The organism is Thalassomonas actiniarum, assembly GCF_000948975.2.
GTDB classification, from domain to species: Bacteria; Pseudomonadota; Gammaproteobacteria; order Enterobacterales; family Alteromonadaceae; genus Thalassomonas; species Thalassomonas actiniarum.
Genome location: NZ_CP059735.1, coordinates 6,038,895 through 6,062,369 on the forward strand (window position 1 = coordinate 6,038,895; position 23,475 = coordinate 6,062,369).

Below are 23,475 nucleotides of genomic sequence, written 5' to 3' on the forward strand. Positions count from 1 at the left end.
TCACCCCTTTTAATCTATGCTGTAACTGGCTTTGGCTTTAATTAGATAGTCGCCGCCAATTCTGCCCCCTGACGGATGGCACGTTTGGCATCAAGCTCGGCGGCAACATCGGCGCCGCCGATCAGATGGGTTTTAATACCGGCATCTTCCAGTTGCTGGTACAGGCTGCGGTTAGGCTCCTGACCGGCACAAATAATGACATGATCAACATCCAGGGTTTGCTGCTTACCGTCGATATCAATCACTAAACCATCATCTGTGATCGCTTTATAGCTGGCCCCGGGGATCATTTGCACACCTTTTTTCTGCAGGAAGGCCCTGTGGATCCATCCGGTGGTTTTACCTAAACCGGCACCGACCTTAGTAGTTTTACGTTGCAGCAAATAAATTTCACGCTCAGACTCCGCCGGCTCAGTGCGGGCTTTTAACAGGGCGCCGCCGGATTGATATTGCTTATCTACCCCCCACTCCTGCATCCAGGCTTCCGGGTTGGTGGTCAGGGACTCTTTCTCACTCAGGTAGGAAGCAACATCAAAACCGATACCGCCGGCACCGATAATGGCCACTTTCCTGCCGATCACTTCTTTATCCCTGAGCACCTGCAAATAGGTTTTCACTTTCGGGTGCCTGATACCTTGGATATCCAGCTCCCTCGGCGTGATACCGGTAGCCACCACCACTTCATCGAAGTTGGCGGCTTTAAGCTGCTCAAGCGTTTGTTCGCTGTTTAAATGCACCTTCACCTTGAGCTGGCTCAGCTGGTTATTGAAATAACGCAGGGTTTCGTAAAACTCTTCTTTGCCCGGCACCTGCTTGGCAAAATTAAACTGGCCGCCGATTTCACTGGCGCGATCGAAAATTTCAACCTTATGACCCCGTTGCGCCGCATAGGCACTAAACGCCAGTCCGGCAGGTCCGGCTCCCACCACGGCAATATGTTTGCCTTTTGCCGCTTTGGCAAAAGTTAATTCGGTTTCATAACAGGCGGTCGGGTTCACCAGGCAAGAAGCGCGCTTTTGCTGAAAGACATGATCTAAACAGGCCTGGTTACAACCGATACAGGTATTGATGTCACCACTTTTGTTTTCTGCCGCTTTATTCATAAAGCTTTCATCCGCCAGGAAAGGCCTGGCCATAGACACCATATCGGCATGTCCGGCGGCCAGCACTTCTTCCGCCACTTCCGGGGTATTGATGCGGTTGGTGGTCACCAGTGGAATTTTGATTTCCGACTTCATGCGCTCGGTGATCCAGGTAAAGGCGGCTCTTGGCACTGAGGTGGCTATGGTCGGCACCCGGGCTTCATGCCAGCCGATGCCGGTATTGATGATAGTTGCACCGGCGGCTTCTATCGCCTTACCCATCTGCACCACTTCATCCCAGCTATTACCGCCTTCAACAAAATCCAGCATAGACAAACGGAAGATAATGATAAATTTCTCACCGACTTTTGCCCGGACCGCCTTAACGATTTCCGTGGCCAGACGCATACGATTCTCAATCGGGCCGCCCCATTCGTCGGTGCGTTTATTGGTTTGGGCACAGCTGAACTGGTTGATCAGGTAACCTTCCGAGCCCATGATTTCAACCCCGTCATAACCGGCTTTGGCAGCCAGGCTGGCGGAGTAGGCGAAATCTTTGATGGTGCCGCGGATCTGACGCGCCGACAGTGCAGACGGAGTAAAAGGGTTGATCGGCGCTTTTAATTTACTGGGGGCGACGCTGAAGGGATGATAAGAATAACGGCCGGCATGTAAGATTTGCATACAAATCTTGGTATCGTATTTATGCACCGCATCGGTGATCAGCCTGTGTTTTTTCACATGCCAGAACTTACTCATTTCACCGGCAAACGGCGCCAACCGGCCGCGGGTATTCGGGCTGATACCGCCGGTGACGATCAGGCCGACACCACCTTTGGCCCGGGCTTCATAAAAAGCCGCCAGTTTTTTAAAGCCTTCCTTTTCTTCTTCAAGGCCGGTATGCATAGAGCCCATTAAGCTGCGATTGGCGATTTTGGTGAACCCCAGATCCAGCGGGGCTAATAAATTCGGGTAAGGTGATGTGTTATTCATATTAAGCCGTCTAATTTGAATTAAAAATGACCAAAGGTCTAACCAGTTGGCTATAAACTACTTGGTGTTGACATAAAACACAAGTAATTTTGACACCTGTCAGATTAAAAATTAATTGTGCATTTTATCGCCACTTCTCCTTAGGAGCGAATAGCTGCAAAATTAAGGTGAAAATTCAAATGCTTTGAAAACTTGTGGCACAAAGCGCTGTTGATAAATAAAATTCGTTTATCCAAGCCAAAAAATGAAGCTTATGCATAAACAATCCCTGATTGAAAAAATTATCCGCCACCTGCAAACGGAACTGGAAAATGCCGTCCAGGCCGCCGAAAAAGCCCATTTGGCGGCCACCGATGATCAGTCGGTGGCGGAAACCCAATACGATACCCTGGCCATAGAAGCCGCGTACCTGGCAGAAGGCCAGTCCCGCCGCATTGTTGAATTTCAAAATGCCCTGGCCGCCTACCAGCAACTGGAACTGACCCCCTATAGCGAAAAGACCGGCATAGGTTTAGGGCATTTGATACAACTCGACGGTGATATGGACAAAGCACACTGGTTTTTTCTCGGCCCGGCCGCCGCAGGTTACCGCACCCAGATAGAAGAGCAAAGCATTACCGTGATCACGCCACATTCCCCTATGGGTCAGGCATTATCGGGGAAGTTTATCGATGATGATATCTGTGTTGCGCTGGGCAAAGGCGAGTTGAACGATTTTATTGCCGCCGTTGACTAGTAAAGTGTGACAAACGACGACCATCAGCACACCAGCAGAACAGGCGGGCCACAGAGAACCCGCCATAATTGAAGGTTAAGAACTGACAGTTAAGAGACGCTGCCGGCCCTGTTAAGCAAGGCTTTCACATCTTTAAGATCGACCTGCTTCTCATCCACTTTTAAATAAGCCACGGCTTCGGAGTGCACCAGGGTCGCTTCAATCACGCCGGGCATATTGATCAGCAATTCCGCCACTTCATCGGCTTCCTCTTCAGAGGCAATATTGGTGGCAAAACTGTAACTTTTTGATTTTTTCAACGGTTTCATGCCCATAGCCGCAACAACCCACAGCAGGCTGAGCACAGCCATCACCAAAAAGATACTTTGCTCGCCATAAGCGGTTGATACCGCACCGCCGATCAAACCACCGGCAAACGCCCCCAAAAACTGGCTGCTGGAGTATATGCCCATCGCACTGCCTTTTACGCCGGCGGGCGCCAGGCGGGATAAGATCGACGGCATAGTCGCTTCCAGATAATTAAAGGCGATAAAAAACAAGACGATCAGGGTGGCCAGCACGACAAAACTCGACGGCAGGTACCAGAACAAGAGTAAAGACAAGGTCAGTAGGGCAACCGCGGCAACAAACATTTGTTTTTCTTTTTGTTTCTTAATGGCAATTATCATAAAGGGCACCATAAAGAAAAAAGAACCCAACAAGGCAGGCAAATACAATTGCCAGTGCTGCTCAAGCGCCAAACCGGAATCTATCAACTGTTTGGGCAAGGTAACAAAACAGGCGGTGAGCGCCATATGCAACACAAACACCCCGATATTAAGGCGGGATAACTGCCCGTGACGGAACAGGCTATTGAGCTGCCCGGTTACGGCGACATTATCCCCCCGCGGCGCCTTATGCACCGACTGGGGCACCATAAACTGGATCATCAGCATCGCCAATACGGTCAGCGCAGCGGTGAACCAGAACAGGCCGCTTAAGCCAAACAATTGCGCCACTATCGGGCCAAACACCATAGCGACGGTAAAAGATAACCCGATAAACATGCCTATGGTGGCCATCACCTTAGGCCGCTGCTCTTCCCGGCTTAAGTCGGCGGCCAGCGCCAATACCGCACTGGCAATCGCCCCCATGCCCTGCAGCGCCCGGCCAAAAACAACACCATAGATGGTATCAGACATAGCGGCGACAATACTGCCTAGCAAAAACACCAATAGCCCGGCCAGGATCACAGGTTTACGGCCAAATTTATCCGATAAGATGCCCATGGGAATTTGCAACATCGCCTGGGTTAAACCATAAGCCCCTATCGCCAGCCCCAGCCATACCGGACTGTAGCCGGCCAGCTGAGTACCGTAAACGGCAAAAACCGGCAAAATCATAAATAAGCCGAGCATGCGTAAGCCAAAAACCGCGGCCAGGGAAAAAGCGGCTTTTTTCTCTATCTTGTTTAAACCTGTAACACTCATATCTCTTTACTTCGAACCTTACACTTACTTGCCTGAAACCAATAAAAACGGGCATTTCCCCCATAGGATGTTTTCAGCGGTAATACTCATCATCAGCCCGCACAACAATAACAACTCAACCTCAGCTGCGGGGCGATAAAAAACGCGTTATCTTATCATGAACAGGTTAAAGCCTGACAGCTTATTTTTTACCGCCGCCGCCTGTTATCCCCTCTTTTCCCCGGCAAACCAGCGTAACCGGCAAAGGCGTTTTATTCGATAAATAACAAATAACTGCCCGTCCCTCAGCCGGGGGCATTAAACAAAGAAACTTTACTTTTAAGGATGAAAGATGCGCAGAATCTATGCGATAATACCCGATTCGGTAGTTAGGCGGAATCGTTATGAGAAAGATAGAAGTTAGGGGCGCCCGTACCCATAACCTGAAAAACATCAATTTGGAAATTCCCCGCGATAAACTCGTGGTGATCACCGGCTTATCCGGCTCGGGTAAATCTTCATTAGCCTTCGATACCCTGTATGCGGAAGGCCAGCGTCGCTATGTAGAATCCCTTTCTACCTATGCCCGCCAATTCCTGTCTCTGATGGAAAAACCCGATGTCGACCATATTGAAGGCTTGTCGCCGGCCATTTCCATCGAACAAAAATCAACTTCCCATAACCCCAGGTCCACCGTAGGTACCATTACCGAAATTTATGATTACCTCAGGCTATTGTATGCGCGAGTCGGTGAGCCCCGCTGTCCGGATCATCACCAGCCGCTGGCGGCACAAACCGTGTCGCAAATGGTGGATAAAGTCCTGGCACTGGAAGAAGGTACCAAAGTTATGGTGCTGGCGCCGGTATTGCAAAACCGTAAGGGTGAACATGTCAAGCTGCTCGATAACCTGGCGGCCCAGGGTTATATCCGGGCCAGAATAGACGGTGAAGTATGCGACCTCTCGGATCCGCCAACCCTGGAGCTGCATAAAAAGCACACCATAGAAGTGGTGGTGGACAGATTAAAGGTGCGCGACGATATCCAGCTGCGCCTGTCCGAGTCTTTCGAAACCGCCCTCGCCCTGACCTCAGGCACCGCCACCGTCGCCTTTATGGATGAGCCGGCACGGGAAGAATTGCTGTTTTCCGCCAATTTCGCCTGTCCGCAATGTGGCTACAGCATGCAGGAGCTCGAACCCAGGTTATTTTCCTTCAACAACCCCGCCGGCGCCTGCCAGACCTGCGACGGCCTGGGCATGAAGCAATTTTTCGACCCTTCACGGGTGATCTCCAACCCCGAGCTCAGCCTGTCCGGCGGCGCCATCCGCGGCTGGGACAAACGCAACTTCTACTATTTCCAGATGTTGCAGGCACTGGCGGATCATTATGATTTCGCCCTGGAAACCCCCTTCAACGAGCTGGATAAGAAAGTCCAGAAGCTGGTGTTATACGGCAGCGGCAAGCAGGATATCGAATTTAAATATATGAATGACCGCGGCGATGTCGTGGTCCGTAAACATCCGTTTGAAGGCATCTTGGTGAATATGGACCGCCGCTACCGGGAAACCGAATCCAACGCGGTGCGTGAAGAACTGGCCAAATACCTCAACAGCCAGCACTGTCCGGAATGTCAGGGCAGCCGCCTGCGCCTGGAAGCACGTAATGTCTTTATTGAAGACACGCCTTTGCCGATTGTCGCAGATTTTGCCATCGCCGAAGCGCTGGAGTTCTTCTCCCAGCTGGAATTTAGCGGCCAAAAAGGCCAGATCGCCGAAAAAATCCTGAAAGAAATCAAGGACAGACTGGGCTTTTTAGTCAATGTCGGTCTTAATTACCTTAACCTGTCCCGCAGTGCCGATACCTTATCCGGCGGTGAAGCCCAGCGTATCCGCCTTGCCAGCCAGATAGGCGCAGGTTTGGTCGGGGTGATGTACGTGCTGGACGAGCCTTCCATCGGCCTGCACCAAAGGGATAACGAACGCCTGCTCAGCACTTTGATCCACTTAAGGGATCTCGGCAATACCGTGATCGTGGTAGAGCACGACGAAGATGCCATCCGGGCGGCGGATCATGTCATTGATATCGGCCCGGGGGCCGGGGTGCACGGCGGTGAAATCATCGCCGACGGCACCATGGAAGATATTATCGCCAACAAGGACTCGTTAACCGGTAAATATCTCTCGGGTGCTGAAAAAATCGATATCCCCGCCAGACGCACGCCCATGGATAAAGATCAGCAGGTGGTGCTTAAAGGCGCCAGCGGCAACAACCTTAAAAATGTCGATCTCAGCATACCGGTCGGCCTGATGACCTGTGTTACCGGGGTCTCAGGCTCAGGCAAGTCAACCTTGATCAATGACACCCTGTACAAGCTGGCCCATATCCAGCTCAACGGGGCCACCACCCAGGAGCCTGCCCCCCATAAAAGCATTACCGGGCTGGAGCTGCTGGACAAGGTGATCGATATCGACCAGAGTCCGATAGGACGTACCCCGAGATCTAACCCCGCCACCTACACCGGTATTTTTACCGCCATCCGGGAAATTTTTTCCGCCACCCAGGAGTCACGCTCCCGGGGTTATAAACCCGGCCGCTTCAGCTTTAACGTCAAAGGCGGCCGCTGCGAGGCCTGTCAGGGGGACGGGTTAATCAAGGTGGAAATGCACTTCCTGCCGGATGTTTACGTGCCCTGCGATGTCTGTAAAAGCAAGCGCTACAACCGTGAAACCCTGGAAATCCGCTATAAAGGGAAAAACATTCATGAAGTGCTGGAAATGACCATAGAAGACGGCCTGGAATTTTTCAGCGCCATTCCCGCGGTCAAACGTAAATTACAAACCCTGATGGATGTAGGCCTCAGTTACATTAAGCTCGGCCAGTCCGCCACCACCTTGTCCGGCGGCGAAGCCCAGCGGGTCAAGCTGGCCAAGGAACTGTCCAAGCGGGATACCGGCAAAACCCTGTATATTCTTGATGAGCCGACCACAGGTTTGCACTTCCATGATATCAAGCAGTTATTGCAGGTGATCCACCGCCTCAGGGATCATGGCAATACCATAGTGGTGATTGAGCATAACCTGGATGTGATCAAAACCGCCGACTGGATCGTCGACTTAGGCCCGGAAGGGGGCTCGGGCGGCGGCGAAATCCTGATCACCGGCACCCCGGAGCAGGTGGCCGAGCACAAGCAGTCGCACACCGCCCGCTTCTTAAAGCCTCTGCTGGCTTAACCGCACAGGCAGCTGAAATAACGGGTTTGTTTGCATCCAAGGGCGGCAAACCTGTTATCACCTCTGTTTATCCTCTTAAAAAGAAACATTTTTATCTGCAATCAGATCCGGTAGGATAATGGCCAGTTGTTGAAATAATTATCACCTCAGTGATATAAAAAAACAGGATCTGACTATGTTTACCCGCTGGCAAAACCCCCTGATCTACAGCCTGGCCTTTAGTAGTGGTTTCACTATCATGGGCATAGAACTCCTGGGAGGACGGATCCTGGCGCCCTTTTTCGGCAGCAGCATACATATCTGGGGCAGTATCATTACCGTGTTTATGGTGAGCTTATCCTTCGGTTACCTGCTCGGCGGCAAATTCTCTACCCGCAATGCCTCCCTGAAACGCTTCGGTATCATCTATTTGCTCGGCGGCATCTTTATTTTACCTATCGCCTTATATGCCAATGAGATCATGCAGGCGATTTTCCTGCAGATAGAAGACAGCCGCTACGGCTCGTTATTGGCCGCCAGCGCCTTGTTTTTCCTGCCGACAGTGATCCTCGGCATGTTATCTCCCTATTCGGTACGGCTATTGGTCAAAAATAAAAACGAAAGCGGCCAGGTGGCGGGGATCTTATATTTTGTCTCTACCCTAGGCAGCGCCCTGGGCACAATAACCACTTCCTTTTACCTGGTGCTCTATCTGGAGGTTAACCAGATTATTTTCACCTTCAGTGCCCTGCTGTTGCTGCTGGGACTGATCGCCATTGCCGCCGACAAAATAATCAAAAATACCGCTATCTCAGTAAAAGAACAGGAAGTCCATCATGTTTAAGCCCGCTTTACCGACACTGATGCTGTTATTGCTGGCAGCCTGCTCTCCCTGGCCCGGTAATGCCGAAGTTGTCCATAGCGAGCGCTCCCTGTACCGCAACATCATGGTGGAAGACAAGGGAGATTTGCGCTGCTTAAGGTTTAACGTCAAACAGAATAAATCCAACCAAAGCTGCCTTTACAAAAGCCAGCCGCAACAGCTGGTGTTTAACTATACCAAGCTGCTGTTTTCCGGCTTAATGCTCAACAGCAAGCCAGGTAGCATACTTATCATAGGTCTGGGGGGCGGCACCATGTCCAATACCCTGCACCAGCTTTACCCGAAGGCGCGCATTGAAAATGTTGAAATAGATCCCGCGGTGATCAAGGTCGCCCGGGAGTACTTTGGCTTTTTCGAAAACGAACGCGTCACGGCAACCGATCAGGACGGACGATTATTTATCAAACGGGCGCTGATGAAAAAGCAGCAATACGACTGGATCATCCTGGACGCCTTTAACGGCGAATATATTCCCGAACACCTGCTGACACGGGAATTTCTGCTGGAAGCAAAACAACTGCTCAGCGACAAGGGGATTTTAACCTCCAATACTTTTTCCAACAGCGGTTTATACGCCTACGAATCCGCCACTTATTACGATGTTTTCGGCGATTACTTTAATGTTCGGAATAACAAAAACGAAAACCGCATTATTTTAACCGGCAAACAGCCGCTGCCGGATATCCAGACCCTGGGCCGGCGCCTGCCCGCCCTCGACCGGCAATTAAAACCTTTTGGCGTCGATATCAAAGAAATTTTCGCCCATATGACCCTGGCCTCACAGGAGCGCGACTGGCCGCAGGATACCCGGGTGTTAACGGATCAATACTCCCCGGCAAACCTGCTCAATATCGACAAATAGTTGGGTAAGACTAAGCCATAAACATCAGACAGATAGCAGGCAGCTCCCGGCGCCCCCAGGCGCCACCCGCCGGGACAAAACTAAACCCGTCAAAAATAAATACTGCTACAACAAATAGTTAAAAACTGTGATCTCCGTCAGCAATTGCCTGCGAATTACAATTTAACCGTAGTTTTTGATTTCTTTTTAGCCTATATTAGGTATAAATAATTTGGCGTAAAAGAATACCAAACTGATTTATTCAATGTACACCCGCCGGCTTTAAGAGCCTGGGATAAAAGGATTTTCTGTACATCTGGTATATCTACATTCAGCAGATTTTGTGCGGTTATCGGCTTGGTATCATCTACCTGGAGAGATAAAATGCAGTCAAAGAAGTCTCAAACTCGTCCGCTTGGCCCCCAACGCGCAGGCAGGGTAAAACCGACCCCCGAACCTGCGGTTGAAGCCAGCGATGATTTTGACGTAATTGTCAAAGAGCCCCAGAGTGAGCTATTACTTAAGGATAAACACAGCAACACTCCGTATATGTATTTTACCGAAAAGGATCTGTCGAGGATCCTGAAAAATCTCGATGTCCTGCGCAGCGAAGTTTACCCCAGCGAACACAACCAGGAAGAAAGCGAGCGTAAATTACCCAACTTCCCTTCGGTGTGTTTGATCGGTCTGGGGCGCTGCGGCTCCAATATCGCCCTGGATGTCGCCTCCCTGGTACATAACGCCCGCAACTTTTACCTGACAGAGTTTAACCACGAACAAAAACAGGCTAAAGAAAAAGAAGCGCGGCCGGTAAAATGGATCCAGCGCAGCCTGAAACTCCAGCAAAAGAAAACCGTCAAGCCGGTATTTTTAATCGAGCCCCTGGTAATGCTCGGGGATCTGGATAAAGATATTGAAGGCCGTATCCGCTTCTCGTCAAAAGGCATAGACAATGACTTTTTGCGGGAATACAACAAGCTGAAAATCATGGACCTGTCGGAAGTCCATGCCGGCGGCGCCGGTAACGCCCCGATTTTAGGCCAGTACCTGGCAAAAATTATTCTCAATAAAGACACCGAGCATTTCAGCAACTCCGACTGGAAATTTATCCACTCCTATCTTATCGATTCCTGCGGCATCAAGGCCAACCAGTCGCGGCTGTATTTTTATATTTTCAGCGCCGGCGGCGGTACCGGCTCGGGCATGGCCTCGGAATTCGGCCTGGCCCAGCAATACTCCTATATGAGTAAAACCTTTGATATCCGTCCGGAAAAAGAGCTGGTCAGCCAGAACCAGTCTTTCGTGTTTGAGCCGATCTTTACCAGCGGCATCTGTATCTTACCGAATATCACCGACCAGGGCGTGGAAATGTCGGAAGCCCTGCATATCAATGCCGGACGCCTGCTGTGTAAATACCTGTCGGAGGAATGGAATTTTTCCTACAACATGGACAACGAAGACAGCACCTCGGAAAATGTCATGCGCCGTATCCGGCCGTGGAATTCCATGATGCTGATCTCCAACGACATCATGCGCTACGCCGAGCAAAACGACTCCGACGGCGGCATCCAGCATATCGATGTCAATGCCATGGAAAAACACGCCAACCAGTATATCAGCCAGCAGATCTTTAATATCTTAACCGCCCAGGCGGTGACCACAGACTACGACGAAAACTACTTCCGCCGCGCCGGCATCGATATCGGCGAAACCATACGCCTGGATGCCAACGATCTCTTTATGAGCCTGGCAGGCCCGGTGGCCATCGCCTACGCCGAATCTGTGGTGGCAGACAGCAGCCAGCCGGCAGAAAGTAAACTTAAGCTCGGCAACAGCGAGCAGCTGATATTAGATATTGACGATCTCTTTTACCGCTCCATCGACCTGCCCCACTACAACAAGCAGACCCAGGCGATAGAAGGAGTAAGTTTATTACCGGTGGAATCCGCGCGTTACCGGGAGGCACTGCGCCAGTACAAGGATTCCAACTATAATGCCAAGCACCTCTCGGATCTGCATTTCTTTAAGAACTGCTCTTCCGTGGTGTCGATTATCTCACTACCCAAAGACTATAAACTCTCTTATATGGATCTGAACAAGCTGAAAATGCACCTTAACAGCCTGTTCCCCAATACCACCTTAAAACGTTATGCCTTAGTGATAGGGGCCTCCGCCAACCTGTCGTTGACCACTTTAATCGCCAAAAGTCCGTGTTTAAGCGATGACTTCCTGACCCTGATCGTCGCTTATATCAAACGTTGCTTTGCCAAGGACGACCACAGGTTTGACGATTCCCTCGACAAGGCCATTATCGACTTTATCCGCGCGCCGGTCTTTAACGAAAGTAAGCTTGAAGCCATGCTGGTGGAAAATGAAAATCCGGCCAAGATACTCGATACCAACTGGTATGCCATCAAACCTATGTACGAGAAGAAATATCGCGAGTTAATTCAGGACGGTAAAAAGTTTACTTCCATCAATGATATCCGCCTGACCTTGGACTGCGTAAAAAAATCCATCCATTACCTGCGGGAAATCTATCGCCATAAAATCAGCAAAACCAAAATTATCTCCCTTAATGATAACTTTAGTTTTTCTGAGGAGCTATCGGAGCAGAAACCGGCTAAGGCAAGAAAGAGTAAAAAACAAGATATCAAAGAAGAGGATATCAAAGAGGACGAATAAACTTACGGTAAAACACCACAAGCCAGCATTTTTTGCTGGCTTGTTGCTTTCAGGGTATCTTTTGTCACCCGCAGCTAAGGCTTAGGTTTTGTCGGGCGCTTTAAAGTTAAAGTGCTTCCCGAAGGTTTTTTTCGGGTATTGACGATTTTCACTAAACCTTTATCTTTGCCTGCTTGTCGCTTGTTATCGGCTCTTTTCTCTGCATTTTTATCATCCTGGACCCGGCTCTTTTTATTTTCTCCCCGCCACTTACCCGATGTTTTCGGTTTAAGCTCATTTTTCACCTCTACCCGAATCTCGGCTTTATCTTTGGATAAGGCGGTATCGGCTGCGGTTTTACTGGACCCCGCCACCGCAGCATTGATTTCCGCCATTTCCTGCGCCGTCAAATCCCGCCACTGGCCGGGTCTGAGTTTTTCCAGGGTAACATTCATGATCCGGGTGCGTTTTAGTTTTTTCACTTCATAACCCAGGTATTCACACATACGACGGATCTGCCGGTTTAACCCTTGGGTCAGGATAATACGAAAGACAAAGCGGCTTTGCATTTTTACCTGGCACGGCTGGGTAATGGTGCCGAGAATAGGCACCCCTTTTGACATACGCTCAATAAAACGCTCACTGACAGGCTTATCAACGGTAACCACATATTCCTTGTCGTGGGCATTTTCCGCCCGCAGGATCTTGTTGACGATATCACCATCACTGGTAAGGAAAATCAAGCCTTCCGAAGGTTTGTCCAAACGGCCTATCGGGAATATACGTTCTTTATGGCGGATGGCATCGATAATATTGCCTCTGACATGGCGCTCTGTGGTACAGGTAATGCCTATCGGTTTATTGTAGGCAATATAGATACGATCAGATTTGTTCTGTGCACTGGCATTAATTTGTTTACCGTCCACTTCTACGGTATCGCCGGGTAATACTTTAGTGCCCAACTCGGGATGTTTACCGTTAATGGTAACCCGGTTTTTTTCGATCAGCTTATCCGCTTCCCGGCGGGAGCAAAAGCCCGACTCACTGATAAATTTATTCAGGCGTTTTTCATTGCTGCTCACGGACACTCCGGGTAATTGCTTGTTCGGGCTTATGAATATTAAGCCGGGTCAGATATTGAATGACGCTAGTATACTAAAGCCTTGACCGTGATAGCTAGCGCAATAAAAATGCTATGGCTAAGTTTACGCGAAATAGCCGTCAATTCATCCAAACAGGCATGGCCGGCACTTAGCTTGCTAGAGTTTACGCAAAGTGCTTAAGGGCGGATATCAGAAGTTTTTATCTCAAACATTAGCAAAGCTTTTTCGCCATTTTTTTCACCACCCAATAGATGGCACATGATTTTATTATCAGAATTTTCATCAATAAGGACTCGTTCAAAAACCGACGGCTAGTATCAAGTTTTCTGTCGGCGACAAGTCATTAACTTGTCCGCCATTGAATTGACCACAATGTAAAAATTGACGTTTATCTTTAACCCGCTTTAACAATAACGGTACCTGTCATTTTCGGGTGTGGGCCGCACTCATAAGGATAAGTACCTTCCTTATCAAAGCGCTGCTCAAAGGTCTCTCCCGGGAAAAAAATATCCGGCTCTTCCTTGCTAAATTGTTTGAACCAGACATTATGATATTGCCTTTTTTCCTTATTACGCCAAATCACCGTATCTCCCGGAGCAATTACTACCTGCTGCGGGGTAAATTTCTTCTTATATATGCTCACTTCCACTTGTTTCGCGCTTGCCAGCCCCGAAAGCAGTAGCAGGCCAAGAGAAGCCAGTGCGGTGATTGTTTTCATCCTATACCGTCCTTTATTGTTTTAGCTAACTTAACACAATGAATAATAACGCTTTCATAAGTATTAACACCAGCTAAAGCCGAACATTTTTCAGGCAGTTTTTATTAACCCGGAGCAAAAGATTAATCACACAGCGCCTTAGCGGAAGTCGAAAGGAAGTTTTACGTTAGCAGCAAGCAACCGTTTACGTCTGTCAACGGCTGAGGTTTGGCTATGCCATAACCCTGGCCATAATCGACCCCGATATCTTTAAGGCAGGCAATAATGGCATCATTTTCAACAAACTCGGCTATGGTCTTTAGCTTCATCACATGACCGATTTCATTGATGGACTTCACCATGGCCCTGTCTATAACATCAAGCGCCATGTTTTTTACAAAAAGGCCGTCTATTTTCAGGTAGTCTACCGGCAGGTTTTTTAAATAGGCAAAAGAAGACAGGCCGCTGCCAAAATCATCCAGTGACAACTTGCATCCCGACTGCTGTAAATTACGGATAAAATGGTTAACAGATGACAGGTTGGAAATGGCGGCGGTTTCGGTAATTTCAAAACTGATCATGCCGGAGGGGATATTAAAGTACGCCAGTTGCTCATTGATAAACGCCAGGGATTGCTCATCGCTTAAGGTACAGCCGGAAAGATTAATGGCAAAGCGATACCCTTGCCCGCTTAAGCGTTCACTTTCCTTAGCAATAAGTTGAAAGACATGGGAAATCACCCATTTATCAATTTTCGCCATCAAGCCGAAACGTTCCGCTGCCGGAATAAACTCACCGGGTAAAATCAGCTTTCCGTCTACGCCGAGCATCCTGACCAGAACTTCAAAATGTATGCTCTTGTTCATGTCGGCTAACGGCACTATTTTTTGCGCATACAGGGTAAAACGATCCTCAGCCAGTGCCTGCTGGATACGGGGAAACCATTCCATTTCTCCCTGATGATAGACGGCAGCACAGTTTTGGGAGCGGTAGAAGTGCACCTGATCCCGGCCGCTTTTCTTGGCGGCGTAACAGGCGGCATCGGCTTTACAAAGAATATCTTCGGCGCTTTCGCATCCCGGGGTAACTTCCACCACCCCGATACTGACACCGATATTAAAGACTTTCTCTCCCCAGCTAAAACGGAATTGCTGAATGGCAATACGGATCATGTTGGCAATGTTTGCTGCCGCCTTCGCCGGACAGTCAAGCAACTGAATGCCAAACTCGTCTCCCCCCAACCTGGCCAGCAGATCATTGGCGCGAATGTTAGCAGCCAGCAAGCGGGAGATTTGTTTAAGCAGTTCATCTCCCGCCGCATGCCCGCAGGTATCATTGACGATTTTAAACCTGTCCAGATCTAAATAAAGCAAGGCATGGCTGTTATTCTGGTGACGGACATTTTTCACCATTTCCGCCAGCTTGTCGTCAAATGCCCTGCGATTCAGTAAAGCCGTCAGATTATCATGGGACGCCTGCCAGTTAATTTGCCGCGCCAACTGGCGCGCATTAGTGACATCCCTGAAAATCGCCACCACACCTAAAGTCTCATTGTGCTGGTCGCAAATAGGCGCCATGGAGAGCTCTATTGCCAGATTGGCGCCGATTTTCGGTTGCAGCTCCAACTCCAGTCCACCCAGATCCGGCACCTGGCCTTTTTGCAAGCAGTGGCCTACCGGTTCCGACATTAACGGCTCTTTTTTATTGATAACAGTTAATACCTTATCCCAGGGCAGCCCCATTGCTTGCTGAAACGACCAGCCGGTCAGCTTTTCCGCAACGATATTCATATAATCTACCCGTCCATCGACATCCAGGGTAATAACGGCATCGGCAATAGAAGACAGGATAGCCCGGGTGTGAAGCTCCTGGTGCTTATATTCATTCGCCTGATGACGCAGCATTTTATCCCTGGCGCTGGCTGGACTGACATCTATCACTTGCACCAGGCTATAATTGCCGCCGTTATGAATGGGTTTCACCATGATCATTTGCGACATCAGCTGTTTTTTCTTACGGTCTTCGGGAGATTTATAAAGAGGTAAACTGTGGGGATTGAATTTTTGCGATAAAACAGCAGACATGCCCCGCAACAGAGCATCATCTATGGCCTGTTGCAACCTGAGGTTGCTAAAGCCGGTAAACAGCTGTTCAAGATTTTTCCCGGTGGCGTTATCAGCCTTGATGCCGGACATCTGTGCCATCCAGCTATTCCAGCATACGATGTTTTTATCCCGGCCGAGAATAAAAATGCCGATATCACTTTTATCGATCACATCACAGGCCAGCTTTTCCAGATCAAAATCCACAGCGGTAAAGTTTTGTTCAACCAAACCTAATTCTGTTTGCTGTTTGAAATCCATATCAAAAAACTCAATCTATCATACCAAAAGTTGTGTTGATGAGATCTGTGAGCGCCTGCATCGACTCAACATCCATCATCAACGTTAACAGGCCGTGAATATTGTTGGCCTTCAATGAAAAATTCATCCGCACCAGGAGCACCGCATCTGCTGACCGGGCAGCAGCCAGGTTCCGGTTAAAAATAATATCGCATGAGCCCTGTGCATAGCGGGGCAAGTCACAGTGAAAATTCTGCTCAAAGATATTTGCCAGGCTGCCTAAACAGGCGTTGAGAATAATATTACCGACTTCCGTCAGTGCTTCCTGCTCCATTTCAGAAAGCACATCTAAAGGCAGGGCATCCTCTTGCAGCAAGGCCCTGACCAGCTCCAGGCTCTGGGACTCGGGAAATAACAGGAAAGCATCTCCCCAAAACGTGCCTTTAAAGGTTTCCTTAACCGCGGTAACTTCGTTGCCTACCGTATCGCGAATATGCTCTATTGCATGGCGGCGCAGCATAATTTCAACACAGGGAATGGATAAATCAACCTTTCGTTTAACCATTTCACTCAGGGATGCCGCAGCTTTTCCCATGCCTATATTGAGTAATTCGGCGACAGCATCTTGTTGAAACTCAGTTAATTCGAGCATCAGCAGTTACCTCTCAATATAAGCTCTGATTTTTTCTTTGGTTACCGGTTTCTGGATAAAATCCACGTCAAGCTCACTAGCTTGATTTTTAACGTTATTTTGAATATTAGCCGTGATTAGAGCAATTTCGGCTTGCGGGAAACGTTGCCTGAGTTTTTCAATCAGGGTCAGGCCGTCCATACCCGGCATATTATAGTCTATGGTCATCCAGGTAATATTTTCATCCTGGCTTCTTTTTAGGGCTTCTTCACCATTACTGGCTTCGATAACATTCCAGTGGGGGTGTATGGACAGGGTATATCGTTTGATCACCATACGGGCAAGACGGCTATCATCCACTATCAGTATTGCGTTATCTGACATTATCTCCTCCTTAGATAAAATCTTATCAGGCTGGATTTCCGGGTTCTGCTGATCCACAACGCTGCTGATTGTTCTTAGTGTAGGCTAAGAATTTACTTTTGACCGTTTTTTCCCGGACTGAATGACCCCAAGCAAGCTTTACCCTTGGCCGCAATCTGACAACAGGCACAACATAGGCCTTATGCCCAGCTCTCAAACAAAAAGTAAATGAATAACAGCCATTACACCGGTCACAAACCGGCATAATGGCGTAACTGAGACAAGCTACAGGGCAGCGCTCAGGATCTCGCGACTTACCGCTAAGGTGATATCGCCGTTTTCACCTAATGCCGACATACCGTGTTGCTCCAGTTTGGCCAGCAAATGCTCAACCTCCGCCAACCCCAGGTTGACCTCGGCAAGACGCACAGGCACCGCCATGTCGACAAAAAACTGCTCTGTTAACCGTATCGCTTCATCAATGATCTGTTCTTCATTTTCTCCGGTTAACTGCCAGACCCGGGTGGCATATTGCAACAACTTCTCCCGTTTGCTTTGCCGGCATACTTTCATCACCGCCGGCAAGACAATCGACAGGGTTCTCGCATGATCGATACCGTAAGCACCGGTCAGCTCGTGGCCTATCATATGGGTCGCCCAGTCCTGAGGCACCCCGGCGCCAATCAGGCCGTTAAGGGCCTGGGTCGCGCTCCACATAATGTTGCCCCGCACCTTAAGATCTGTTTTTCCTTCTGCTGTCAGTGCCTTTGGACCTTCTTCAATCAAAGTTAGCAACAGGCCTTCGGCAAACCTGTCCTGTACCTTGGCATCCACGGGATAGGTCAGGTACTGCTCGGTGATATGAACAAAAGCATCCACCACGCCATTGCTGATCTGGCGATCGGATAAACTTAAACTGACCTGCGGATCCAGCACCGCAAATAACGGCCGCACCAGAGCACTGGAAAATGCCAGTTTGCTGCCGTCCCGGGTCACCACAGAATTACCGTTAGACTCAGAGCCGGTCGCAGGCAAAGTCAATACCGCCGCTAAAGGTAGTGCCCGGGTAACTTCCTGCCCTTTGGCCAGGATATCCCAGGGATCATCTCCTTCATATAAGGCCGCCGCCGCTATAAATTTTGTACCGTCGACAACAGAGCCGCCGCCGACCGCCAGCAAATAATCGATATCATGTGCTTTAATCAACTGCTGCGCCCGCATCAGGGTATCGTAACCGGGGTTGGGCTCTATGCCGGAAAACTCAACCCATTGATGGTTTTTCAGCGCCTCGCTGACCTGCCCATAGACACCGTTACTTTTGATCGAACCACCGCCATAAGTCACCAGCACTTTGGCATCAGCGGGAATTTCCCGGCTAATTTGGGCTATTTGTCCCTGGCCAAAGTGGATGCGGGTGGGGTTATATAAACTAAAATTCAACATCTGTGCTTTACCTTATTCATTATTTACTTTACCGGCTGATATTAGCGCTATGGCTCACGCCGAAAACTTGCCTTAACAGGCGGTTTTATGCGCTTGTCCGGGCAGAGATTACAAACTTTTTAATAACGCCTGCGCCACCATTTGAGACGACGCCGGATTCTGACCTGTGATTAGCGTACCGTCCTGCACCACAAAAGGCGCCCAGTCATCAACTTTCTGGTAATCGCCGCCCCGCGCCTTTAATTCATCTTCAAGCAAATAAGGCACAACCTGGGTTAATTGCACCGCGTCTTCTTCCGAATTGGAAAAACCGGTCACCGACTTACCCCGGATATAAAAGTCACCTTGCTCATCTTTGACATTAAGCAAGGCCGCCGATGCATGGCATACCGTCGCCACCGGCTTGTTCAACCGGTTCAACTGGGTGATCAACGCCAGTGAATCCCGGTTATCCACCAGATCCCACAAAGGACCATGGCCACCGGGATAGAATACCGCGTCATAATGGTCCTTGCTAACCTCGGATAACTTTGCCGTATTTGCCAGCAGCTGTTGCGCCTTGGCATCCTGGTCAAAGCGGCGGGTGGCATCGGTTTGAAAGTCCGCCAACTCGCTTTTACCGTCTATTGGAGGCTGGCCGCCTGCAGGAGAAGCCAAAGTAATACTCACACCGGCATCAAGCAAAACATAATAAGGAGCGGCAAACTCTTCCAGCCAGAAACCGGTTTTCTCACCGGTATCACCCAATTGATCGTGAGAGGTTAAAACAATTAATACTTTTTTATCAGCTAAGGTCATGGTCTTTCTCTTTTCATTAACTCGGGAAATCAAAAATGGCATTTTCAGGCTTGGCCTGGTATTGCCATCGAATGAGGCTAGCTTATACCTCTAAGCTGTTTCTAACAATGCAGATAAAATCAACTTCATTGTTTCAATTATTTTTACAATAGAGCTGTTAAAGCAAATTTGATAACATAAATACGGTCACTGAACAGGCGGGGGAAACAACAATGAATGTCTCTTTTGAACAACTAAAAAGCATGGTGGTCTTTGCCCAGGTCATTGAGCAGGGCAGCTTAAGCGCCGCAGCCAAACACCTGGGATTATCACGTGCCGTGGTAAGCTATCACATCAAAAAGCTTGAATCGTCTTTGGGACTGAAATTGCTCAACCGCTCCACCCGCAGCTTTACCCTGACCGAAGCAGGGCAACAATATTATTATCGTTGCCGCACGATTGCCGAACAGGCACAGGCCGCCAACCAGCAAATTGAAAACTTCAAACAAGAACCGGAAGGATTACTCAAGATCACCTGCCCGGTGAATATCGGTTTGCAGACCATAGTACCGGCCCTGGATGACTTTAAAACCTTATACCCGAAAATAGAGCTGGATGTGATGTTAACCGATGAAGTCGTCAACATTATCCAGGAAGGCATTGACCTGGCTATCCGTGGCGCGCCGCTGGCCGATTCGGGCTTACAGGCAGCTAAGCTGTCCACCCTGACCACCTGCCTTTGCGGTTCAAGCGAATATTTCAGGAAACACGGCCGACCCGTCACGCCAGCAGAGCTGGGGCAACATCAATGGGTGATTTATAAACTGACCTCAAATGTGCTGACCCTGAGTAAAGGCAGCAAAAGCTACAGCATCAAAGTCCGGGGAACAATCAGCACCAACAATGCCGCGGCCAGAACCGCCTTTGTTGAAGGGGGCCATGGCCTAGGACGTATTCCCCTTTACGATGCCCTGCCGAGAATTAAAAGCGGCGCGCTGGAGCAAATATTCACCGGCTATCAACTGCCGGATATTAATGTTTACGGGGTGTACCCCCCCGGCGGTGCAAGCGCCAAAAAACTCCGGCTTTTGATTGATCACCTTAAGGAGTATTTCATCAAAGAAGGAAAAAGAGCCGCCTTAGAGTAATAATATGAAAGTAATACCAATTGCATTAAGTAGATGACCAAAATTCGCTGAGGATAAATTTTCAAGAAACCCCTTTATCGTTCCAGACTAAAGCTAAGCACCTGCATCCATGCAGGCGAGGCGTTTGATTAAGCAATAGCAAGCTATTGTGATTGAAAACAACGCAGGACTTGGAGATTTAGACCATCCGAAGATGGTTAGATATTTAATAAAACTGGCATAAACTGTGGATAAACTGTAAAAAGTCCGGGATATCTTGCAAAAATTTATAATAGCAGTGGGTAAGCTTGTGGATAATAGGGATAACCCTGTGAATAGAATTGTGAAAAGCCGCTCAGGCCAAGGGCTGCTGACCTGAACCGGCTTTTGCTTAAGCCTTAACCATTATTTGAATAAACAATGCTTGGCATAATCTTTGGCTTCGGTAGCGGTCCAGTCGCCTTTAGGTTTCTCCTTCAACTGGGCACACCATTTTTCACTGCCCACTTCCGGTGCACAGGCCGCCAGTATAAAAGATGCACTCAGTGCCAGTATAATTTTTTTCATTGTTTTCCCTTTTCTTCACCAACTTAAAATAAATACCTGGCAAGCTTAGCATAACCAGGCTTTATCAGGCAGCTGCTTTAGCTTATGTTTTGCCTGTGAGAGCAAAGATTAGCCGCCGCCACGTTTTCTCACTGTTAAGGTTGACCAGCCTTTCCAGAACTTATATGAATTGTTGTTGGGTTTTGCCTTAGTGGTCCAGTCTTCACCATGGGTACGGTTAAAGTTACCGTTGCGTACTTCGTAGATATTATACATACCGTCTTTACCTAAGCTGATATTACCGGTATTGGTCACATCAGGCTTGTGGATATAATCCTGGGTCAGGTTTTCACTGATCACCGAACCGGCAAAACCCACCACCTTATGATTTCTAAACCCTTGCTCAACCAGGGCCCGGGAAAAACGACGGGCATAAGGTTCGCGTTTACCAAAACCGCCCCACATCCTGCGGGTATGGGTGGCGCCCCAACAGGAAAAGAGATAAATCACGATGGGTTGCCCCGGGTTACGATCTAAACCGTCGGCCCGTAACTGTATCGCCAGTTCTGTAGCCCCCAGCTTGCCGTTATGACTACCGATACCACGTCCCAGATGGCCATGGCCAACTATAAATAACTCACCGCCGCCATCAAGGGACGAAAGCGAGTTGCCGTGTGAGATCTCCCGCTTATACATGTCGGCGGTCAGGTGTCTTCTGATATAAGTAACAGTATGATAGGTAGCACCATCCTGGTCATCATGATAAGGCGCATAAATTTCATGCGGCAGGTTTTTCCTGTTATTTGTTATTCCCTGTATCAAAGGCTGTAAACGCCGAGCCTGATCAAGTTCGACCTTGGCATTTTGTTCACTGGCCATCACGTCCAGCGCGGTAGGGATCGGCGGCGGCACGTAAGCGGCACATTGCAGCAAAATTTGACTGAAACGGGTTTGCAATTGCCCTGAGTTAATGGCGCTCACTTCTGAAACCACCTTTCTGATCTCATGACGCATCACCCCGGCACGCATCATAATAATCGCCCGGCGATAACGGCGATCGTTCGCGGTACCGCTCTTGCCTATATGCATTTTTTCTCCGATCCGTCTCATCTCATGGGTGGTGGCATTAATGCCCCACTGAAAAACCTTTGAGCCTGCCTGCGGATTGCGCTGATCGATATAGGCTGCAGTATCTGTGAGTCTTTGTTCGGTGCTTTTAGTGGAAAATAACGGCATGTAAAGTCCTATTACATTAATCGGCGGCAGTTCATTACAGCTACATGATAAAAGCAGCAAAGACCTGACAGGTGGCCGCCCTTGAAAGATATGGGAAAATATAACATGTGCCGGGCATTAGTAAACTGCCAAAGCAGAAAAGTTCGCTTAACGCCGGGCCGGCTAACGACAGCAAGGCACAATGGAGCGCGGGATTAGCTCAGATGTTTTTCCATCGACCAGTTGATAAGTATCTCGCCGTTACGGGCAATTTCATTTTTGCGGATCACACAAAAGTCCTGCTTGGCAAAAAAGGGCTTTGCCAGGTAGGAGGCATTAACCGTTAAAGTCGCTATTCCCCGCTGCCGGGCCTGCGTTTCCAGGTGCCGGTATAATGCCGTAGCAATCCCTTTTTTCTGATGTCGGGGATGGCTGTAGGCCAGGCCAATCAAACCATCGTCTGCCAGGGTCATAAAGCCTGCCACCTGATTATCCAGTTCGGCAACAAAAGGCGCCATGTGCTGCAGTTTAGTTTGCCAGAGCGGGTAATCAATTGGCAGGGGCGCCCACTGGTTTATCTCCGCATCGCTGTAATACTGGCGGGCGACTCTGTGGATGCTGGTATAAAAAATATCGGTGAGCGCCCTGGCGTCACTCAAATGAAAATGCCGGATATAAATCGTCACAACAACTTCCCCGGCTTATTGGCGGCGCGCCGCTTCAGGCAAATAAAAGCCATAGTTAACAACACCAGCAGAGTCATGGCCCCCCATTTCAGTGCCGGAAGATGTAATCCCTGCACCAGCAGGCGTTCATTTTTCTCGATACTGGCCCATTTATGACTGGCGGCATCGGCAAAGGCATCGCTGATAAAGATTTCCGCAATATCCCGGCGACTGCGATAGTGCACTATCACCAGGCGGTGCCAGTCATTGCTGTTATCTGCCATCCAGTCACTGCCAAAAACCGGCTGGGAAAACTGTTGCGCCAGTAATTTTACCATCACAGCACTGAAACGATCATAAGCTTGCCGCCCTGTGCCCTGGTTTTCCCGGCCATCCAGGTATTGTGCCTGCTCATTAAACTTATATAAATTCACCGTATAAAAAGGCAGGCCGTCATCATTTTCCAGGAAATGCCGCAGTGCTTTCAGGTCATGGCGGCCACCGGGCACTTGGCTTTGCTGTTCAATTTTGCCAAGATAAGCTTCAACCTCGGCTTCAGACAGGGGCTGTTGCGAACCGCTAAACGCCAGCACCAAAACAAGTAAAAGAGTAAAGCAAACCACAAACAACAGATTCGATAATTTAAACACAGCTTTCATCCGGGTACTCTCTATAAAACATTGCTTTTATTTATCCACCAGCAGTTAACG

General features: G+C 49.1%; 19 protein-coding genes. 6 read left to right on the forward strand and 13 right to left on the reverse strand.

Features of this window, described 5'->3' with window-relative positions; genetic code table 11:
- Positions 1-41 precede the first annotated feature (41 nt).
- Complete coding sequence (locus tag SG35_RS26135) at positions 42-2,075, reverse strand: NADPH-dependent 2,4-dienoyl-CoA reductase (protein ID WP_044833260.1); 2,034 nt, start codon at positions 2,073-2,075, stop codon at positions 42-44.
- Positions 2,076-2,328: 253 nt separating this feature from the next.
- On the opposite strand from SG35_RS26135, the gene SG35_RS26140 reads away from it, so the two are divergent.
- Complete coding sequence (locus SG35_RS26140) at positions 2,329-2,811, forward strand: membrane protein (protein WP_044833286.1); 483 nt, start codon at positions 2,329-2,331, stop codon at positions 2,809-2,811.
- Positions 2,812-2,900: 89 nt separating this feature from the next.
- On the opposite strand, the gene SG35_RS26145 is transcribed toward SG35_RS26140, so the two are convergent.
- Entirely contained in the window at positions 2,901-4,280 is a 1,380-nt protein-coding gene (locus SG35_RS26145; protein ID WP_044833259.1) for an MFS transporter, read from the reverse strand.
- Positions 4,281-4,663: 383 nt separating this feature from the next.
- On the opposite strand from SG35_RS26145, the gene uvrA reads away from it, so the two are divergent.
- The 4 genes from uvrA (at position 4,664) to SG35_RS26165 (ending at position 11,877) form a co-directional block, all read left to right on the forward strand.
- A complete protein-coding gene (gene uvrA / locus SG35_RS26150) occupies positions 4,664-7,489 on the forward strand; it encodes an excinuclease ABC subunit UvrA (protein ID WP_044833258.1) in 2,826 nt (941 codons plus the stop codon).
- 175 nt (positions 7,490-7,664) lie between these two features.
- A complete protein-coding gene (locus SG35_RS26155; protein WP_044833257.1) occupies positions 7,665-8,312 on the forward strand; it encodes a fused MFS/spermidine synthase in 648 nt (215 codons plus the stop codon).
- Positions 8,305-9,213, forward strand: a complete 909-nt coding sequence (locus SG35_RS26160; RefSeq protein WP_044833256.1) for a spermidine synthase — start codon at positions 8,305-8,307, stop codon at positions 9,211-9,213. Before SG35_RS26155 ends, SG35_RS26160 begins: the two co-directional genes overlap by 8 nt.
- A 363-nt stretch (positions 9,214-9,576) precedes the next feature.
- Positions 9,577-11,877, forward strand: a complete 2,301-nt coding sequence (locus SG35_RS26165; RefSeq protein WP_236702606.1) for a hypothetical protein — start codon at positions 9,577-9,579, stop codon at positions 11,875-11,877.
- A gap of 74 nt (positions 11,878-11,951) precedes the next feature.
- Here the strand turns inward: SG35_RS26165 and rluF are convergent, their stop codons facing one another.
- The 7 genes from rluF to SG35_RS26200 form a co-directional block, all read right to left on the reverse strand.
- Positions 11,952-12,905 carry a 23S rRNA pseudouridine(2604) synthase RluF gene (gene rluF / locus SG35_RS26170; RefSeq protein ID WP_274055484.1) on the reverse strand — a complete coding sequence of 318 codons (954 nt, stop codon included), beginning with the start codon at positions 12,903-12,905 and terminating at the stop codon, positions 11,952-11,954.
- A gap of 448 nt (positions 12,906-13,353) precedes the next feature.
- Positions 13,354-13,677, reverse strand: coding sequence for a cupredoxin domain-containing protein (locus tag SG35_RS26175; RefSeq protein ID WP_044833255.1), 324 nt, complete (start codon positions 13,675-13,677; stop codon positions 13,354-13,356).
- A gap of 161 nt (positions 13,678-13,838) precedes the next feature.
- Positions 13,839-16,019, reverse strand: coding sequence for an EAL domain-containing protein (locus SG35_RS26180; protein ID WP_053043077.1), 2,181 nt, complete (start codon positions 16,017-16,019; stop codon positions 13,839-13,841).
- Positions 16,020-16,029: 10 nt separating this feature from the next.
- The gene (locus tag SG35_RS26185) at positions 16,030-16,650 is read right to left on the reverse strand and encodes a chemotaxis protein CheC (protein WP_044833254.1); all 621 of its coding nucleotides are present in this window, start codon (positions 16,648-16,650) and stop codon (positions 16,030-16,032) included.
- A gap of 6 nt (positions 16,651-16,656) precedes the next feature.
- Positions 16,657-17,013, reverse strand: coding sequence for a response regulator transcription factor (locus tag SG35_RS26190; RefSeq protein WP_044833282.1), 357 nt, complete (start codon positions 17,011-17,013; stop codon positions 16,657-16,659).
- Positions 17,014-17,277: 264 nt separating this feature from the next.
- Positions 17,278-18,435 carry an iron-containing alcohol dehydrogenase gene (locus tag SG35_RS26195; protein ID WP_044833253.1) on the reverse strand — a complete coding sequence of 386 codons (1,158 nt, stop codon included), beginning with the start codon at positions 18,433-18,435 and terminating at the stop codon, positions 17,278-17,280.
- Between the two features lie 108 nt (positions 18,436-18,543).
- Positions 18,544-19,233 (reverse strand): type 1 glutamine amidotransferase domain-containing protein, encoded by a 690-nt coding sequence (locus tag SG35_RS26200; RefSeq protein ID WP_044833252.1) that lies wholly within the window; start codon positions 19,231-19,233, stop codon positions 18,544-18,546.
- Positions 19,234-19,445: 212 nt separating this feature from the next.
- On the opposite strand from SG35_RS26200, the gene SG35_RS26205 reads away from it, so the two are divergent.
- A complete protein-coding gene (locus tag SG35_RS26205; protein WP_044833251.1) occupies positions 19,446-20,360 on the forward strand; it encodes a LysR family transcriptional regulator in 915 nt (304 codons plus the stop codon).
- A gap of 384 nt (positions 20,361-20,744) precedes the next feature.
- On the opposite strand, the gene SG35_RS26210 is transcribed toward SG35_RS26205, so the two are convergent.
- The 4 genes from SG35_RS26210 to SG35_RS26225 form a co-directional block, all read right to left on the reverse strand.
- Positions 20,745-20,906: a DUF3012 domain-containing protein gene (locus SG35_RS26210; RefSeq protein ID WP_084692765.1), complete on the reverse strand. Its 162-nt coding sequence runs from the start codon at positions 20,904-20,906 to the stop codon at positions 20,745-20,747.
- A gap of 108 nt (positions 20,907-21,014) precedes the next feature.
- Positions 21,015-22,121, reverse strand: coding sequence for a hypothetical protein (locus SG35_RS26215; RefSeq protein ID WP_044833250.1), 1,107 nt, complete (start codon positions 22,119-22,121; stop codon positions 21,015-21,017).
- Positions 22,122-22,315: 194 nt separating this feature from the next.
- Positions 22,316-22,786, reverse strand: coding sequence for a GNAT family N-acetyltransferase (locus SG35_RS26220; RefSeq protein WP_084692764.1), 471 nt, complete (start codon positions 22,784-22,786; stop codon positions 22,316-22,318).
- Complete coding sequence (locus tag SG35_RS26225) at positions 22,783-23,415, reverse strand: hypothetical protein (RefSeq protein ID WP_274055296.1); 633 nt, start codon at positions 23,413-23,415, stop codon at positions 22,783-22,785. Before SG35_RS26225 ends, SG35_RS26220 begins: the two co-directional genes overlap by 4 nt.
- Positions 23,416-23,475: the final 60 nt, after the last annotated feature.

What these genes read in the sequence shown, in the direction of transcription:
- SG35_RS26135 (WP_044833260.1), bottom strand. Translation starts at nt 2,075, where the DNA reads ATGAATAACACATCACCTTACCCGAATTTATTAGCCCCGCTGGATCTG.
- SG35_RS26140 (WP_044833286.1), top strand. Translation starts at nt 2,329, where the DNA reads ATGCATAAACAATCCCTGATTGAAAAAATTATCCGCCACCTGCAAACG.
- SG35_RS26145 (WP_044833259.1), bottom strand. Translation starts at nt 4,280, where the DNA reads ATGAGTGTTACAGGTTTAAACAAGATAGAGAAAAAAGCCGCTTTTTCC.
- uvrA (WP_044833258.1), top strand. Translation starts at nt 4,664, where the DNA reads ATGAGAAAGATAGAAGTTAGGGGCGCCCGTACCCATAACCTGAAAAAC.
- SG35_RS26155 (WP_044833257.1), top strand. Translation starts at nt 7,665, where the DNA reads ATGTTTACCCGCTGGCAAAACCCCCTGATCTACAGCCTGGCCTTTAGT.
- SG35_RS26160 (WP_044833256.1), top strand. Translation starts at nt 8,305, where the DNA reads ATGTTTAAGCCCGCTTTACCGACACTGATGCTGTTATTGCTGGCAGCC.
- SG35_RS26165 (WP_236702606.1), top strand. Translation starts at nt 9,577, where the DNA reads ATGCAGTCAAAGAAGTCTCAAACTCGTCCGCTTGGCCCCCAACGCGCA.
- SG35_RS26175 (WP_044833255.1), bottom strand. Translation starts at nt 13,677, where the DNA reads ATGAAAACAATCACCGCACTGGCTTCTCTTGGCCTGCTACTGCTTTCG.
- SG35_RS26180 (WP_053043077.1), bottom strand. Translation starts at nt 16,019, where the DNA reads ATGGATTTCAAACAGCAAACAGAATTAGGTTTGGTTGAACAAAACTTT.
- SG35_RS26185 (WP_044833254.1), bottom strand. Translation starts at nt 16,650, where the DNA reads ATGCTCGAATTAACTGAGTTTCAACAAGATGCTGTCGCCGAATTACTC.
- SG35_RS26190 (WP_044833282.1), bottom strand. Translation starts at nt 17,013, where the DNA reads ATGTCAGATAACGCAATACTGATAGTGGATGATAGCCGTCTTGCCCGT.
- SG35_RS26195 (WP_044833253.1), bottom strand. Translation starts at nt 18,435, where the DNA reads ATGTTGAATTTTAGTTTATATAACCCCACCCGCATCCACTTTGGCCAG.
- SG35_RS26200 (WP_044833252.1), bottom strand. Translation starts at nt 19,233, where the DNA reads ATGACCTTAGCTGATAAAAAAGTATTAATTGTTTTAACCTCTCACGAT.
- SG35_RS26205 (WP_044833251.1), top strand. Translation starts at nt 19,446, where the DNA reads ATGAATGTCTCTTTTGAACAACTAAAAAGCATGGTGGTCTTTGCCCAG.
- SG35_RS26210 (WP_084692765.1), bottom strand. Translation starts at nt 20,906, where the DNA reads ATGAAAAAAATTATACTGGCACTGAGTGCATCTTTTATACTGGCGGCC.
- SG35_RS26215 (WP_044833250.1), bottom strand. Translation starts at nt 22,121, where the DNA reads ATGCCGTTATTTTCCACTAAAAGCACCGAACAAAGACTCACAGATACT.